The organism is Rhodanobacter sp. A1T4 (genome assembly GCF_014207185.1).
Classification (GTDB): Bacteria; Pseudomonadota; Gammaproteobacteria; order Xanthomonadales; family Rhodanobacteraceae; genus Rhodanobacter.
Genome location: NZ_JACHCP010000011.1, coordinates 84,570 through 100,681, shown reverse-complemented (window position 1 = coordinate 100,681; position 16,112 = coordinate 84,570). Strand labels below are relative to the sequence as shown.

Below are 16,112 nucleotides of genomic sequence, written 5' to 3'. Positions count from 1 at the left end.
GCTATTCAAGTCAAATGTCCTGGTGACTAAAGAAGACAACGATGCTTACCAAAAGGTGATCGATAGCGACGTTCACTTTCGCTACGCCATCGACATGAGCTCGCTGAAAAAGCTTCTTAACAGTTGACGAGCGATCGGTGTCAATGGATTAAACAAACAGGCAGTGACAGGGTGTTAAAGCAACAGCTCTCCTTCAATGAGCTCGCAACGGAACTCAACGATGAAAGCGATAAATTCGTCTCTACGAACTCGTATGCACCGGTACTGGTGCGCTGCCAACTATCTGACCGTTGGCCAGATCTATCTTAAGGACAATCCCCTACTGGCGAAGCCGCTGACGCTTGAGCACATCAAGCCGCGATTGCTGGGGCACTGGGGCACGACAGTCGGCCTGAATTTCATTTACACCCATTTGAATCGCGCCATCTGCCAGTTCGATTTAAACGTGGTTTTCATTGCTGGCCCGGGGCATGGCGGCCCAGGTTTAGTAGCGCACACTTATCTGGAAGGCTCATACAGTGAAATTTATCCGCGAGTCGAACGCAACGCGGCGGGGATGAGGCAGTTGTTTCGCCAATTTTCCTGGCCTTACGGTATTCCGAGCCATGCCGCCCCCGACACTCCTGGATCGATTCATGAAGGCGGCGAGCTTGGTTATTCGCTCTCCCATGCGTATGGCGCTGCGTTCGACAATCCCGATCTGATTGTTGCTTGCGTTGTTGGCGACGGCGAAGCGGAGACAGGTCCGTTAGCCACAAGTTGGCATTCCAATAAATTTCTCAACCCGAAGCGCGATGGAGCCGTGCTTCCAATTCTTCATCTCAACGGTTACAAAATCGCCAATCCCACCTTGCTCGCTCGCATCAGTGAAACAGAGTTATTGCAGCTCTTCCAAGGCTATGGCTATGAACCTATCGTCGTGGCAGGCGACGACCCGATGAAAATGCACGACGCCTTCGCCGAAGCCCTGGACAAGGCAATAACGAAGATTCGACATATTCAGCGTGACGCTAGAAATACCGATGATCCCGCGACACGCCCCTTCTGGCCGTTGATTATTTTGCGCTCCCCCAAAGGGTGGACCGGTCCAAAGCGTGTCGATGGATTACCCGTAGAAGGCAGTTGGCGATCACACCAAGTTCCTATCGCACATCTGGAGAAGAAATCGCATCTCAAAGCGTTGGAAAAGTGGATGCGTAGCTATTCACCCAAAACACTTTTTGATGCAGATGGTCGATTGTCGGCAGAGCTTCAAGAGCTCGCGCCCAAGGGGCATCGTCGCATGGGAATGAATCCTCATGCGAACGGCGGCTATCTGATGACGCCATTGGTACTGGCGGACTTCCGGTCCCACGCCGTGCCGGTTGAAAATCCAGGGGACCAGAAGGCCGAAGCGACGAAGATCCTAGGTACCTGGCTGCGCGACGTGATGCGATTGAATGAGGCCACAGCGAACTTTCGTCTATTCGGTCCGGACGAAACCGCGTCGAATCGGCTCGACGCGGTGTATGAGGCGACTCAAAAGACATGGATGGCTGAAACCGTCGAAACAGATACGGATTTAGCAACAACAGGCCGTGTCATGGAAGTTCTGAGTGAGCACCAGTGCCAAGGCTGGCTCGAAGGGTACCTGCTGACGGGGCGACATGGACTTTTCAATTGCTATGAAGCCTTCATCCATATCATCGACTCGATGTTCAACCAGCACGCAAAATGGTTGAAGGTGACGCGTTCCATGCCGTGGCGACCGCATCTGGCATCGCTTAATTATTTGCTGTCATCCCACGTTTGGCATCAGGATCACAATGGCTTTTCGCATCAGGATCCCGGCTTCATTGATCATGCCGCCAACAAGACCTCCGCTGTGGTCCGAATCTATCTTCCCCCGGATGCTAACTGCCTTCTTTACGTTGCAGACCACTGCCTGCGCAGCCGTCACCTCATCAATGTGATAGTTGCGGGCAAGCAACCCGACTGGCAGTGGTTGAACATCGAGGACGCTTCAGCGCATTGCGCGGCCGGCGCTGGCGTCTGGCGTTGGGCAAGCACGGACTCAGAAGATCCTGAGCTCGTCATGGCCTGCGCTGGCGATGCCCCTACGGTCGAGGTACTCGCTGCGGTAATGCTGTTGCGCACTTACGAACCTGATCTACGTATCCGCGTAGTCAACGTGGTTGATCTACTGATTCTTCAACCCACAAGCGATCAGCCCCACGGGCTGGATGATGACCAGTTCGACCGCCTTTTTACCAAAGACAAGCCGGTCATTTTTGCCTTCCATGGTTATCCCGGTATCGTGCATCGATTGACCTATCGCCGAGACAACCACGAAAACATCCATGTTCGTGGTTATCGCGATGAGGGCACAACGACGACCGCGTTGGACATGATGGTGAAAAATCACATGGACCGCTTCCAGCTGGCGCTCGACGCGGTTGAACGAGTCCCACGGCTGAAAGGACATATCGAGGCCGCGCAACAACGCTATTGGGCCGATATCGAACGACACCATCTCTATGTCAGCGAAAACGGAATCGACCTTCCCGAAATTGTGAACTGGCAGTGGGAGCCATCAAAGGCAAACCACTGATGAAACCGCATAGGGAAAAAAACGGGATCATTATTTGCCTCAATGTCGGCTCCAGTTCCCTAAAGTTTTCCATTTATCGATCGGATTCAGGGGCATTGGGCGAAATTGGGTCGGGTACGGTCGACAGTGACGAAACAGGGCCGGCTCGACTGTCCTTCGACTATTTTCAAGGACGGAAACCGTCGATCAAGCAAAGGTCCGTATCCGGTTCTGCAGTTGCCGCACTTCGAGAACTCGCTGCGTCTGAAGATCAGATCATCGCTGTTGGGCATCGCCTTGTGCATGGGGGTCTGACGATCCGCGATCACCTCAAGTTATCACCGGACGTCATTGCAGCACTTAGGCGCGCGACGCCGTTTGCGCCACTGCACCTGCCTCCATCGCTTGACCTGATCGATGAATGCTTAGATAGCTTTCCCGGAATCCCACAAGTCGGCTGCCTTGACACGACCTTTCATAAGGACCTACCTCCTCTCGCGGCGACCCTTCCGCTCCCGAAGCAGATTCGAGATATCGGCCTGCGTCGCTTTGGTTTTCACGGTCTGTCTTGTGAGTCGGTCCTGAAACAACTTGAAAAGCAACCGGTGAGAAGATTAGTGGTAGCGCATCTAGGCGGAGGCTCTAGCGTCACAGCAATCACGAACGGACATTCGGTGGACACGTCCATGAGCCTTACGCCGATGGGCGGAGCCATTATGAGTCACCGACCCGGCGATCTCGATCCAGGCATACTTTTTTATCTACTACGCGAAAAGTATTACGACCTGGATGCGCTGGAAGACCTGCTAGAGCATCAGGCGGGAGTTGCCGGCGTATCGCAAACCAACGGTGATATGCGCGACCTTCAAAACGCGTCTGATCGTGGCGATGCCTATGCAAAGCTCGCACTGGACATGTTTGTACGTTCTATCGCCAAGCAGATTGCAGGGATGTGCGTCGTGCTCGGTGGTATCGACCTGTTGGTGTTCACCGGTGGTGTGGGCGAGCACGCTACCGCCGTGCGGGAGCGCATCGTTCAAATGATCGAGTCGTCACTGGGCTCGCCAAGCCAAATGGTGCTCCCTTCTCAGGAAAACGAGCGCATTGCATTCCACACACTTAACCTGATTGAATCCTGACTGTTTGAGAACTGATGCCTCACACCCATCTCATCTTTCTACCGCGCGCGGTCGGCGCTTGCGCCACCCACTCGTATCGAATGGGTATATTCCTGCGGCTATCCAAATCGACGACACTTTGTTAGCCGGTCACTACTCAGAGCGGAAGCCCAATCCGCGCCGCTGCAAAAAACGTAGAGTCGAAGCATCTTTTTCGCTATGAGCACTTACTTTTTTCTCGAATGAGCAGCCTTTTTTGCTGCGGCTGATCGGCCTGCCGCGCCTTTTGTATGTGCCGCCTTTTTCGCTGCCGTAGAGCGCGACGCGGCGGATCGTTTGGCGCTAGCCTTTTTGCTTTGCGAACTCAACGCCTTCTTGGTCGCTGCATGCCCTCCCTCGTTCTTGAGCGCGGCGCTCGACGCTTTGGATCGCTTCGAAGAGGTCTTATGAGTGTGATCTGCTGCTTTTTCGTCTGTTGCGGCCTTTTTTTTCGTCGCCTTACTCGCCGATTTTTTTACCGGGGCTTTAATTCCAGCGCGTCTCGCTTTGGACAAGCCTATGGCGATAGCTTGCTTGGCCGACCGCGCCCCGTGCTTGCCTTTTTTTACGTGTTCAATTTCTTCATGTACATATTCACTGGCTTGTGTGCTCGCTGCTTTTCCCTGCTTCTTATCTTTGCTTGCGGCTGCTTGTGTGCGTTTCTCCGGCATGTTGTTCTCCTCGTTGAGTGGCGCTCGGATTTAGCTCGCACGCTTGTCTACGAACCGTCAAGCCGACGCCTTCATCAAAAGAGATATGTTGGTAAGACTAAGCGCTTCGTTCTTCATCGCTCTGAAAATATTTATTAAAGACTAGAAACCGAGCCGCATGAATCATCTACGCGTTCGCATCATTGCTGCGCATTCAATGAAAATCTCTCGATCGTGTGTCGAGCGATCCGAGCAAGTGGGACAGATCGCGCAAGTAATGGGCGATCAAGTGGCAGACGCCATCCTGGACTTCCCACTGCCCGTCGATCGCCAGCAGTTGGGATTCCAGCAGGACGCGTCGCTGCCGTTCAGCAATCGTGCGCCACACCACGACGTTGACCATGCCGTGCTCATCCTCAATGGTCACGAAGGTGATTCCGCTGGCCGTTTGGGGACGTTGGCGCATGGTCACCATACCAGCGATACGCACATGGCTTTTATCCGGACGCATGCGCAGTGCCTTCGAATCGGTGCAACGTGCTGCCTTCAATCGCGCACGAATTTGGTGCAGCGGGTGTGGTCCCAAGCTCAGTCCGGTACGCGCATAGTCCGCCAAAGTGTTTTCCGCTTGGCTTGGTGCGGGCAACACAATCACCCGCTCCTCAGGACTGGCGTTACCAAATAACGGCAACTGCGCCTCCACCCCGGTGGTCGCCCATCGCGCACGATGACGATGACCGGCCAACCCGCGCAGCGCGGAGGCGTCGGCCAATCGCTCCTGATGGGGCTTGTCCAACTGAGCACGTGCGCACAGGTCGGGAATGTCATCGAACGCTCGCTGTTGTCGGGCCGCTTCAATGCGCCGCGCGACGTCTTCGCGAAAGCCGCGCACCTGCCGGAAGCCCAGTCGAATAAGCGGCGAGCCATCGGTCTGCCGAGGATCCTTTTCCAACGTGCAATCCCAGTCGCTGTAACGCACATCCACGGGATGAACACGAATACGATGTCGCTGCGCATCCTGGACGATCTGACTCGCCGAGTAAAAACCCATCGGTTGGCTGTTCAACAGTGCACAGGCGAATGCGGCGGGTTCATGTGCTTTGAGCCAGCACGAGGCATACACGATGCCGGCAAAACTGGCGGAGTGCGACTCGGGAAAACCGTAGGAACCGAAGCCCTTGATCTGCTCGAACAGCTGCGCCGCAAATTCGGCCGTATAGCCGCGTTCGACCATGCCGGTCATGATGCGTTCGCGGTGTTTTTCCATGCCACCGTGACGCTTCCACGCGGCCATCGCGCGTCGCAACTGATCGGCTTCGCCAGGCGTATAGCCGGCCGCCACGATCGCCAGCTTCATCACCTGTTCCTGGAACAGCGGTACACCTAACGTGCGCTCGAAAACTTCTTTCAGGTCGTCGGAGGGATACGTCACAGGTTCTTCGCCGCGCCTCCGCCGCAGATACGGATGCACCATATCGCCTTGAATAGGGCCGGGTCGCACAATGGCCACCTGGATCACCAGATCGTAGAACCTCTCGGGGCGATGCCGTGGCAACATCGCCATCTGCGCCCGGCTCTCGATCTGAAAAACGCCCAGGGTGTCAGCGCGCTGGATCATTTCATACGTCTGGGGATCTTCCGGCGGCAGCGTTGCCATCGTGTAGTCCTGCCCGCGATGGCTGCGCAACAGGTTCAGACATTTACGAACGCAGGTCAGCATGCCCAAGGCCAGGCAATCGACCTTGAGCAGCTTCATGGTGTCCAGATCGTCCTTGTCCCACTGAAGGATCGTGCGATCAGGCATCGCCGCGTTTTCTATCGGCACCAATTCGCTCAATGGCGCATCGGCGATCACAAAACCGCCCACATGCTGCGACAGATGCCGCGGTTTGTTCAACAATTCGCCGGTAAGCCGAAGGACCCGACGGATCACGGCACTGCCGGGATCAAAGCCACGCTCGCGAAGAAGGTCGTCGATATCCGCCTCACCATCCCACCAAGCAAACACGCAGCTGAGCTGGTTCACCTGATCCAACGGCAGCCCCAAAGTCTTGGCCACATCGCGCACCGCACTCTTGCCGCGATAGCAAATGACGGTGGCGGCCAGCGCTGCCCGGTCACGGCCGTATTTGGCATAGATGTATTGAATGACTTCTTCGCGCCGTTCGTGCTCGAAGTCGATATCGATGTCCGGCGGTTCGTTGCGCTCTTTGCTGATGAAGCGTTCGACCAGCAGGTTCATGCGCGCTGGGTCCACTTCGGTCACACCCAGCACAAAGCAGATCACGGAATTGGCCGCCGATCCCCTGCCCTGACACAGAATGCCGACGCTTCGTGCGAAGCGCACGATGTCTTGAACGGTCAGGAAATACGATTCGTAATGAAGGTCCTCGATAAGGGCGAGCTCGTGTTCAATCTGCAGGCGCACCTTTTCAGTCGCACCCTCAGGCCATCGCCAGTGCGTGCCTGCCTCGGTTAACTGACGCAACCAGCTGATGCCTGTGTGTCCCTCAGGAACCAGTTCGGCGGGGTAGCGGTAGCGCAACTCGGCGAGCGTAAAGGTGCAGCGCGCGGCGATGATCGCGCTCTCCGCTAACAGCGCTTCGGGGTAGATCGACGCCAGCTTCGGCAAAGCACGCAGGTGCCGTTCACCGTTGCGCGCCAGCACGGCGCCCGCTTCGGCAATCGGCAGGCGGTGGCGAATCGCGGTGAGGGTATGTTGCAGCGCCAAGCGCTTGCGGATATGCATGTGAACATCGCCCGTCGCCACCATAGGCAGGTTCAGCACATGACTGAGGCGTTCGAGCTCGCGCAGCCGCTTGGCATCATCGGGGCCATGATGGAGTTCAACCGCCAGCCATGCGCGATCCCCAAATCGATCGCGTACCCAACGCCCCTGCTCCACCACTAGCTCGGCATCGGGCACCCACACGATCAACGTGCCGGGCAGTCCGTTGTCGAGATCCGCGCAATGCAATCGATACGTGCCTTTTTCAGAAGCACGCCGTCCCGTAGTGATGAGCTGACACAGCGAGGTATAGCCCTGCTTGGTCTCGCATAACACAACAATCTTGGGGCCATCGAGCAACTGGATTTCGCTCCCGACGATGAGCGGTATCCCGGTATCGCGTGACGCCTCGAATGCTCGCACGATGCCCGCCAGTGAACACTCGTCGGTGATGGCCAACGCGCTGTAGCCACACGCCTTGGCACGCTCAAACAACTCGCGCGCACTCGACGCGCCACGTCCGAACGAAAAGTCGGACAGGCAGTGCAGTTCCGCATACGTGCTCACGCAAACCAGCCGTGGATCATCCAGCCGACTTGCTCCCCCGGCGGGCAAAATGCCCACGCCTGTTGGCCCTGTGCGGTCTCGACCACGTAGTAATCGCGGCACACCTCACCGTCGTCCCACCACCCCGTTTCGAGCCGTTCGGGTCCCGATAAAATCAGGGGAGCCATGCCACGCAGCGGAATGGGTCGATCAAGCAACCAGGTGGGGCGCGGATGCGCTTCAAGGGCCACATTCGCCGTCGCGGCGACCTGCTGTGCTCGCTCCGGTCGTGGGTCGGTCGTGCTCCCCAGTTGGTAGACCGCCGAGTCTCCCAGGCGAGCACGTAGCCTCTCACGCAATTGCGCCATGGGCAGCGCGTTCGCGGGACGTTCGTCAAACAGGTCTCGGCCGGTCGGGACGAACGCGGGCAAATCACGTGCGATCAAACGCAACGCGATCACCGGCTCCGGTAGCACCACGTGTTCCAGTCGACCTCGCGCAAATTCAAACAACAGGCCGGCATCGCGCTCGGCGGCGAGTAAGCCGACCGGCACATCGGTGTAGCGTCCATCACGGTGTTCAAGCCGCAACAGAAACCGCTGGACGCCGCCATCGCGACCGGCCAAATACGCCGCCAGGTCAGCCGTCATACGGCGCACAGGAAAGACCAGCATCGCCTGGTTTTCCACGTCATGAAGTAACTCGACGCGCAGATCAAACACATCCGGCGGTCGGAAGTTTTCCAGTCCCGACGGGATGTCACCGGTCAGACGATCCAGCGTCGCTAAGAGTTCGGCACCGAAACGTCGGCGAAGGCCATCACGCGGAAGCGCCATGAGTTGGCCAAGGGTTCGAATCCCCATCCCCGGCAAGCTGGCGGCGGATGCGGGGAGACGACTTTTGAGGATGGGCACGTGGCGAAGCGCACGCCGCATAACGTCGGCCGTCAACACCGCTTGCCCATCGCTCACACCGGCCAGGACATAGGCCGTATGCGGTGTCGGTGCAGCGGCAATGCGGTGGCGAAAACCTAAATCCGTGAGGTCCGCACGTAGCAGCGATTCGAGTCGGGGCCATGGGCCAAACAGCCCCATACTTTTGCTGACCTCGAGCACGATGGCATGAGGCAGCAAGCAAACCTCGGAGCTGTAACGGTAAGCGATGGCTGCGAGAAACCGATGCCACTTCTCGACGCCTTGCGGATCATAGGGCACCGCATCAAACTGGGCCAGTAATGCCTGCGCAGCGGTCAGCCGCTGGCCGACGCGCAACCCCGCCGCACGCGCCGAGTCATTAGCCGCAACGACGGTACGCGCATTGGCGGCCCCATCCACCAACACCAACGGTCCGTTGGTGGATCGACGTCGGAGAATTCCATCCAGCGCAAGATGCGGCAGTAAGAGGCACGCCCACATCACCGGCCGCCATCAATGCACGTAGCGCGTGAGGGGAATGGGCTGGCTAGGCACGTTGGCGCCGCGACATTTTCGCACCCAGATCTGAGCACATGGCATTGCTTCCAGTTCCAACCGCAGGGCGGCGGGCGACGCATTGGACAGATGGCGACGGTCGCGAAAGACAAAGGCCAAGGCCTTACCGGTATCCGCCGCCACCTGAAGTCGGCGCAGCGCGCGATCGTCCGCTTGATGCGGCCACGCCAGCACCGCCGAACAGCTGCCCGAACGCAGACACTGCTCCGTGGTCCAGAGCCCCTCTTTTTCTATGGCGCTCACGATCTCGACGCGGCGCATATCCACGCCGTGCTGGCGCCAACCGGCCACGCACGGCACATACGGCGGCGCCACGATCACCACGCTGCGCTTGTGCTTGGTCAAACGCGCCAGCGTCGGCAGCACCAGTTGGAGTTCACCCACACCATCCACTGGCAACAGGATTTCCGACAACGATGCATCCGGCCAGCCGCCCGCCGGCAAGATCGCATCCAATGCTTTCCATCCGGTCGGTTGATCGCCGACCCGCGCTGGCGCCTCCCTTCCCCGCCAGATCTGACGGGCTTCGATCAGACTGGACAGGGCCAGGATGGCGGCCATCACCCGGTCCTCAACAAGCCTGCAAACAGACCTTCAATCGCGAAGTCTTCCGTGGGGTCCACGTCGATGGGTTTGAAGCCCGGACTGTTCGGCATCAACCGAATCACATCGCCCTTCCAGTGCAGCCGCTTGATCGTGAAACGGTCGCCATCCAGGCGCGCGGCGACCACCTGCCCGTGCCTCGCCACCGGCGTGGCATGGATAGCCACCAGATCACCGTCCAGAATTCCTTCGTCACGCATCGAATCGCCGACCACCTTCACCAGGTAATCCGGTCGTAACCGGAACAGCGAACGGGAGACGCGCAGGCTGCGATCGACCCGTGACTCTGAAAACAACGGCTCACCGGCCGCGATGCGACCGATCAGCGGCAGCTCCAACGTGTCGGCATCCATCGGATCAGCTTCGCGCACCAGCCGAATGCTGCGGGCGTGGTTGGGTTCGATCGTCAGCCGGCCTTTCGCTTCCAATGACCGGACGTGCTTGAGCACCGCACTGACGTTGCCGATCCCCATGGCCTCGCCGATTTCTTCAAGGGTGGGCGATTGCCCGTCCCGCTCCATCCGGGCGCGGATGAAGGCGAGGACGTTCGATTGACGGTGCGTGATCTGGATGGTCATAGTTCGCATAGTTTCACCTAAATAGGTGAAAATGAAAGAGGTAAAAAAAGCTGCGCCAGATCACTGAGACAGATCAAGGGCTTAGCTCGCGGTGATCGCCTGTGGCTTCGATGGCGACTTCAGCGCCAGCGTCACCCGGAGCCATCTCACGGGATGAGATGGCTCCGCGATTCACTGCTCCCCTCACCCGCCAAGGCCAACACATGAACGCCCTTCCTGATCGCTACGCTTCCGATGAATTGGTCCTGCGTGACCCAAGCGATGGCCGTACGCTCGCCCAACGCCTGTCGAAGCGATATGCGGCGAGGATCACCTGTGCCTTCGTGGTGCCCGGACGGGAAGGGTCATTTGCCCCGTTGCCGGACGACCTGCCGCCGACGCTTACGCACGCCTTGCGATCGCGTGGCATCGACCAGTTGTATAGCCACCAAGCGGAGGCGTGGTCGGCGACACAATCCGGTGCGCATGTCGCCATCGTCACGCCGACCGCTTCCGGCAAGTCGCTCTGCTACACGCTGCCTGTCATTACCGCCGCCATGACGCAGCATGCCAAGGCGCTGTATCTCTTTCCGACAAAAGCGCTGGCCCAGGATCAAGTGGCTGAGCTGCTCGAACTCAACCAGGCCGGCGCGTTGGGCGTCAAAGCGTTTACCTTCGATGGCGACACGCCCGGTGACGCGCGCCAAGCCATCCGGCTGCATGGCGACATCGTGGTCAGCAATCCGGACATGCTGCATCAGGCGATCCTGCCGCATCACACGAAGTGGGCGCAGTTCTTTGAGAACCTGCGCTATGTCGTGATTGACGAGGTGCATACCTACCGCGGCGTGTTCGGCTCGCACGTCGCCAATGTCATCCGACGGCTCAAGCGTGTATGTGCGTTCTATGGGGTGACGCCGCAGTTCATCCTTTGCTCCGCCACGATCGGCAATCCGAAGGAACACGCCGAAGCGCTGATCGAAGATGCGGTCACTGCGATCACGGAAAGCGGTGCACCCACCGGGGACAAGCACGTGCTGCTGTGGAACCCGCCGGTGGTGAATCCGGATCTTGGCCTGCGCGCCTCGGCGCGGTCGCAGACCAACCGCATCGCACGCCTCGCGATCAAGTCGGGGATGAAGACGTTGGTGTTCGCACAGAGCCGCACGATGGTCGAAGTGCTGACCAAGTATCTGAAAGACGTGTTCGACAGCGATCCGCGCAAACCCGCGCGGATCCGTGCTTACCGCGGCGGTTACCTGCCAAAGGAACGACGTGCGGCGGAACGCGAAATGCGCGCCGGCACCATCGACGGCATCGTGAGCACCTCGGCCTTGGAACTGGGTGTGGACATCGGCAGCCTCGATGTCGTCGTGCTCAATGGCTACCCCGGCTCCGTCGCCGCCACCTGGCAACGGTTCGGGCGCGCCGGCCGTCGGCAGCAGTCGGCGTTGGGGGTGCTGGTGGCCAGCTCCGATCCGCTCGATCAATATCTCGTGCGGCACCCGGAGTTTTTCCAGGGCGCGCCGCCGGAGCACGCCCGTATCCAACCCGATCAACCGCTGATCCTGCTCGACCACATTCGCTGTGCTGCGTTCGAACTGCCCTTCATCGGTGACGAGATGTTCGGCACCGAAATTGCGGCGCCGTGGCTCGACGTGCTGGGCGAGGAAGGTGTGCTGCATCGCGAAGGCGATCGCTGGGAATGGATCGCGGACAGCTACCCGGCGATTGCCGTGTCTCTGCGCTCGGTAGCCGACGGTAATTTCGTGGTGGTCGATCGCACCAGCGGGCGCCAGACGATCATCGCCGAAGTGGATTACACCGCCGCACCGGTGACGCTCTACGAGGGCGCCATCCACATGATCCAGTCCGTGCCCTATCAGGTGGAACGGCTCGACTGGGAAGGTCGCAAGGCTTACGTCACGCGCACCCACGTGGACTACTACACCGATGCCATCGACTATACGAAACTCAAGGTGCTCGATTGCTTCGACACGTCCAACGCCGGATGTGGGCAGGCCCATCATGGCGAAGTGCATGTCGTGCGCCGTGTGCCGGGCTACAAGAAGATCCGGTTCTACTCACACGAGAACATCGGCTACGGCCCGGTCAACCTGCCCGATCAGGAATTACACACGACGGCCGTGTGGTGGCAGCTCGCGCAAGTTGTGCTTAATGCCGCCTTCGAGAATCGCCAGCAAGCGCTCGACGGTTTTCTCGGCGCCGCTTACGCACTCCACATCGTGGCGACCGTGGCCGTAATGGCGGAAGCGCGCGACCTGCAGAAGTCCGTGGGCAGCGGCGATGGCGCGTGGTTCGTCAGTGCCGACGTCACCGGTCGCGGACAGATCCGCGGCACCGATGGTCAACCAGCCACACTGGCGCCGGATGCCCCGTTCACGCCGACGGTCTATCTCTACGATGCGTTCCCCGGCGGTATCGGCCAGAGCGAACCGTTGTTCAACCGGCGCGAGGATCTGGTGGCGCAATCGGTGAGCCTCATCGAACGCTGCGATTGTCGTGGTGGTTGTCCGGGTTGCGTGGGGCCGGTGCTGGCTGCCGATGAGGATGCAGCCACGACACCGAAGGCCTTGGCGCTGCGCGTGCTGGCGTTGCTGGTGGCCTTATGAGCGTCGCGGTCGACAGGCTGCGCTTGCTTCGTGCACAAGCCGGCCAGGTAACAATAAAGAAAATCGTCAAGCCGACAATGCCGGCCAATGTGCGCTTGCTGCTCCAGCGGCATGCTCAGATTAAGCATGGATCGGGGGTCGCGACATTGTCATCGCGCGACCGTGACATGGCTGGCGATGAAATCGCCCCGGGCCTGCGCTACACCGAAGTGTTCATGGATTGGTTACAACCTCCCCCATGGATCGACACGACCTTTGCTCGATGGATCGATCCCGTTCATCACGGCAGACTTTTACACTTCGATACGGAAACCACGGGCTTGGCCGGTGGTACGGGTACACGTGCCTTTATGATCGGTGCGGCCGATTGGGTCGATGGGCGATTTCGGTTGAGACAACTCACCATCACTTCGATGGCGGCGGAAGTTGCCATGCTGCGGGTGTTCGCCGGATGGCTCAACGAAGACACAGTGCTGGTGAGCTACAACGGCAAGAGCTATGACGCACCGTTGTTGTCTACCCGTTATCGCCTCGCACGACTGCAAAATCCCCTACAAGGCCTAGGTCACCTGGACCTGCTTCATCCTGTTCGCCGGCGTTGGAAAGGAGAATGGAACAACTGCAAGTTGGCCACAGCTGAGCGGCAGCTGTTGGGCGTGGTGAGAGAGGATGATTTACCAGGGTCTGAAGCACCCGCCGCATGGCTGACGTATCTGCGAGGGGGCTCTGCTGCCAACCTGCGCCGGGTCGCCCAGCACAACGCGCAAGATCTAAAAAGCCTCGCGGGGATTTTGCTCCACTTGGCAACAATGTCTCAAACGTAGATGGCTAATTCTCGCGATGCCATTAGCGATGGCCGTCAGAAAGGTGCAGGCTCGTAAAGTTTGTCCCAATGACATCCGCTCCACGGACGGCGGAGCAGTCTGGATTTTCATTGACGATTAGGAGGCATCACGATGGCGCTAAAAGCTTACGGTTTGAACTGCACCCTCAAAGCAGGACCCAAAACATCGTCCACGCAAAAACTATTGGACCAGTTGCTGAGCTCTCTGGAAGAGCACGGAGTCAAATGCTCGTATGACCGGGTTGTGGATCACGACATCAAACCCGGTGTCAGCAAGGATGAAGGTAGCGGCGATGCGTGGCCGGCGATGCTCAAAAAGATTATGGATGCGGACATTTTCGTTGTAGCTACACCGATATGGATGGGCCAGCCCTCCAGCGTGAGCAAACGCGTGATGGAGCGCCTGGACGCCGTGCTCGATGACATTGATGAGCAGGGTCGCTATCCAACGTTCGGCAAGGTCGGCATTGTCGCCGTGGTCGGCAATGAAGATGGCGCTCACCATGTCACCGCCGAGATTTATCAAGCGCTCGCTGACGTCGGATTTACGATACCGGGAGGGAGCAGCACCTATTGGGTGGGCGAAGCCATGGGCAGTCAAAATTACAAAGATCTCAAGAGCACGCCAAAGAAAGTCGCGGAGGCCACGAAGACGTTGGCAAGCAATGCCGCACACCTCGCGAAGCTTTTGAAAAAGTCACCTTATCCGGCACCCTGAACACCTCGAAATTACCTCCTTAGGTTTAGATATCGCGGTTAATAGGAGAATTGTCCTTTGGAAATTTTCTATATTCCGTTAAACGCCGAAGCGAAGCATGGATGGACGATTCCCATACCGCGGGACGGTGAAAAGGAGTTTTCCAATCGCTTGGACGCGCCCGCCTTTGCCCGCAAGCTTGCTCAGGAGGAGAGTTCTATCAAGCGCGAAAGTAACTACCAAGCGCGAAAGCAACTGCCTTTGCGTGGAGGGTGGTGACAAGAAAATGGCGGCTATTTACGTCTGACCTCATGCCGATCATCAAGCAGATGTGAGAGGCCGCTACTGCGAATAGAAGGAGACGATGTCAGAGCCTGCGCAAGAGACTTTCTTTACCCTTCCCCGCCGAGCGCATCAGGGGCGCACATTCGTGTACGTGCTTCAATGCAAGGGGGAAGATTTACTCAAGGTCGGTTTTTCCCATGATCCAATAAGTCGATTTTATACACTGCATCCAAAGTTCTACACATTCTTCGACCTCAACGAAAGCTTGTTGATCGAAACCGATCGAATTAAGGAAGCTCGCCGGCTTGAGCGACTCTTTATCGAGCGTTGGCCTGAGCATCGCGCACCGGCGCCACTGACGATTAATCCTAAGGCCGGTGGACACACTGAGTGGTTCCGCGGTGTTGGCGACTTCATCACTGTGGTTGCGGAACGGCTGACCGATCGTTACGGGCATCGCATGTATTCACCATTGAATGGCTGGATTCGTGATCGAATGCTAGAGCGAACCGATTTGCTCTTTGCATGGTCCGACCGCATGTATCAGATCATCGACTGGCAACTGCAAAATCAGCATGCACTGATGCGAGATACAAGCTATGCCAACAGGCTCTGCGAAGCGCTTGATGCTATCGAAGCAGTTGGCATAGATAGCGAAGCTCTGGTGCCCGAATCTGTTTATCAATGGTATCTGGCGCACCGTTTAGTTCCATGACGCCACGTAGACTCGGCTTTAAGTCTTGATATGAACAATGCGCAAACTAAATCCATGGTCCAGACCTCTCTCTTCGGAGCAAATTCCGCATCTCTATTGAGCGGTGACGAGGGAGAAGTTAGCTACTATCCAAACGTCATATCGCCGGAAAAGGCAGCTCGCTGGTTTGCTTATTTCCACGAACGCACTACCTGGCAGGCCGAGCGTCGCCAAATGTATGACCGAGAGATTGACGTCCCAAGGCTCCATATCCATTTTTCGCTGGACGACAACGTGGCTCCGCCGCTACGTGAGGCCTTCAGCCTGGTAACCCACTATCTCCGCACCCCATTCAATAGTGTCGGATTGAATCTGTATCGAGATAAGCACGACAGTGTGGCTCCGCATAACGACAAACTCGAATTCCTCCGAGCGGGCCCTCCTATCGCGCTTCTTTCACTGGGCGCTACACGTCGAATGATTATCCGCCAAAAGAAAGCACCTCGTCAGCGCCTAAACGTCGATCTTGAAGCCGGAAGTCTTCTTGTGATGTCATGGACAAGCCAGTTGCATTACGACCATGGCATACCCAAGGAACGCGACACAGTTGGGCCACGAATTAGCTTGGCGTTCCGTGTAAGTAGAACTTAAAGCAGCAC

The 16,112-nt window shown here is 57.9% G+C and carries 12 protein-coding genes and 1 pseudogene; 8 read left to right on the top strand and 5 right to left on the bottom strand.

Annotation, left to right across the window (positions count from 1 at the left end; genetic code table 11):
- Positions 1-196: 196 nt before the first annotated feature.
- A complete protein-coding gene (locus HDE80_RS19880; protein WP_184673747.1) occupies positions 197-2,590 on the top strand; it encodes a phosphoketolase family protein in 2,394 nt (797 codons plus the stop codon).
- A complete protein-coding gene (locus HDE80_RS19875) occupies positions 2,590-3,708 on the top strand; it encodes an acetate kinase (protein WP_184673745.1) in 1,119 nt (372 codons plus the stop codon). Before HDE80_RS19880 ends, HDE80_RS19875 begins: the two co-directional genes overlap by 1 nt.
- 206 nt (positions 3,709-3,914) lie before the next feature.
- Here HDE80_RS19875 and HDE80_RS19870 read toward each other — a convergent pair whose 3' ends face one another.
- From HDE80_RS19870 to lexA, 5 genes are all read right to left on the bottom strand, one after another.
- Positions 3,915-4,397 (bottom strand): DUF6496 domain-containing protein, encoded by a 483-nt coding sequence (locus tag HDE80_RS19870; RefSeq protein WP_184673743.1) that lies wholly within the window; start codon positions 4,395-4,397, stop codon positions 3,915-3,917.
- Positions 4,398-4,590: 193 nt separating this feature from the next.
- Positions 4,591-7,671: an error-prone DNA polymerase gene (locus HDE80_RS19865; RefSeq protein ID WP_184673741.1), complete on the bottom strand. Its 3,081-nt coding sequence runs from the start codon at positions 7,669-7,671 to the stop codon at positions 4,591-4,593.
- The gene (locus tag HDE80_RS19860) at positions 7,668-9,068 is read right to left on the bottom strand and encodes a DNA polymerase Y family protein (protein ID WP_184673739.1); all 1,401 of its coding nucleotides are present in this window, start codon (positions 9,066-9,068) and stop codon (positions 7,668-7,670) included. Before HDE80_RS19860 ends, HDE80_RS19865 begins: the two co-directional genes overlap by 4 nt.
- 9 nt (positions 9,069-9,077) lie before the next feature.
- Positions 9,078-9,701: a translesion DNA synthesis-associated protein ImuA gene (gene imuA, locus HDE80_RS19855; protein ID WP_184673737.1), complete on the bottom strand. Its 624-nt coding sequence runs from the start codon at positions 9,699-9,701 to the stop codon at positions 9,078-9,080.
- Entirely contained in the window at positions 9,701-10,321 is a 621-nt protein-coding gene (lexA, locus tag HDE80_RS19850; RefSeq protein WP_184673735.1) for a transcriptional repressor LexA, read from the bottom strand. The genes imuA and lexA overlap by 1 nt, the downstream gene beginning before the upstream one ends.
- Before the next feature lie 260 nt (positions 10,322-10,581).
- Between lexA and HDE80_RS19845 the strand changes: the two are divergent.
- The 6 genes and pseudogenes from HDE80_RS19845 to HDE80_RS19820 all read left to right on the top strand — a co-directional run.
- Positions 10,582-12,933 (top strand): annotated as a pseudogene (locus HDE80_RS19845) (DEAD/DEAH box helicase); the annotation flags it as partial.
- Entirely contained in the window at positions 12,930-13,757 is an 828-nt protein-coding gene (locus HDE80_RS19840; protein WP_184673731.1) for a ribonuclease H-like domain-containing protein, read from the top strand. The pseudogene HDE80_RS19845 and the gene HDE80_RS19840, both read left to right, overlap by 4 nt.
- Before the next feature lie 132 nt (positions 13,758-13,889).
- The gene (locus HDE80_RS19835) at positions 13,890-14,495 is read left to right on the top strand and encodes an NAD(P)H-dependent oxidoreductase (protein WP_184673728.1); all 606 of its coding nucleotides are present in this window, start codon (positions 13,890-13,892) and stop codon (positions 14,493-14,495) included.
- A gap of 57 nt (positions 14,496-14,552) precedes the next feature.
- Positions 14,553-14,753, top strand: a complete 201-nt coding sequence (locus HDE80_RS19830) for a hypothetical protein (protein ID WP_184673726.1) — start codon at positions 14,553-14,555, stop codon at positions 14,751-14,753.
- 85 nt (positions 14,754-14,838) lie between these two features.
- Positions 14,839-15,474, top strand: coding sequence for a GIY-YIG nuclease family protein (locus tag HDE80_RS19825; RefSeq protein ID WP_184673724.1), 636 nt, complete (start codon positions 14,839-14,841; stop codon positions 15,472-15,474).
- A gap of 30 nt (positions 15,475-15,504) precedes the next feature.
- The gene (locus HDE80_RS19820) at positions 15,505-16,104 is read left to right on the top strand and encodes an alpha-ketoglutarate-dependent dioxygenase AlkB (protein WP_221437733.1); all 600 of its coding nucleotides are present in this window, start codon (positions 15,505-15,507) and stop codon (positions 16,102-16,104) included.
- Positions 16,105-16,112: the final 8 nt, after the last annotated feature.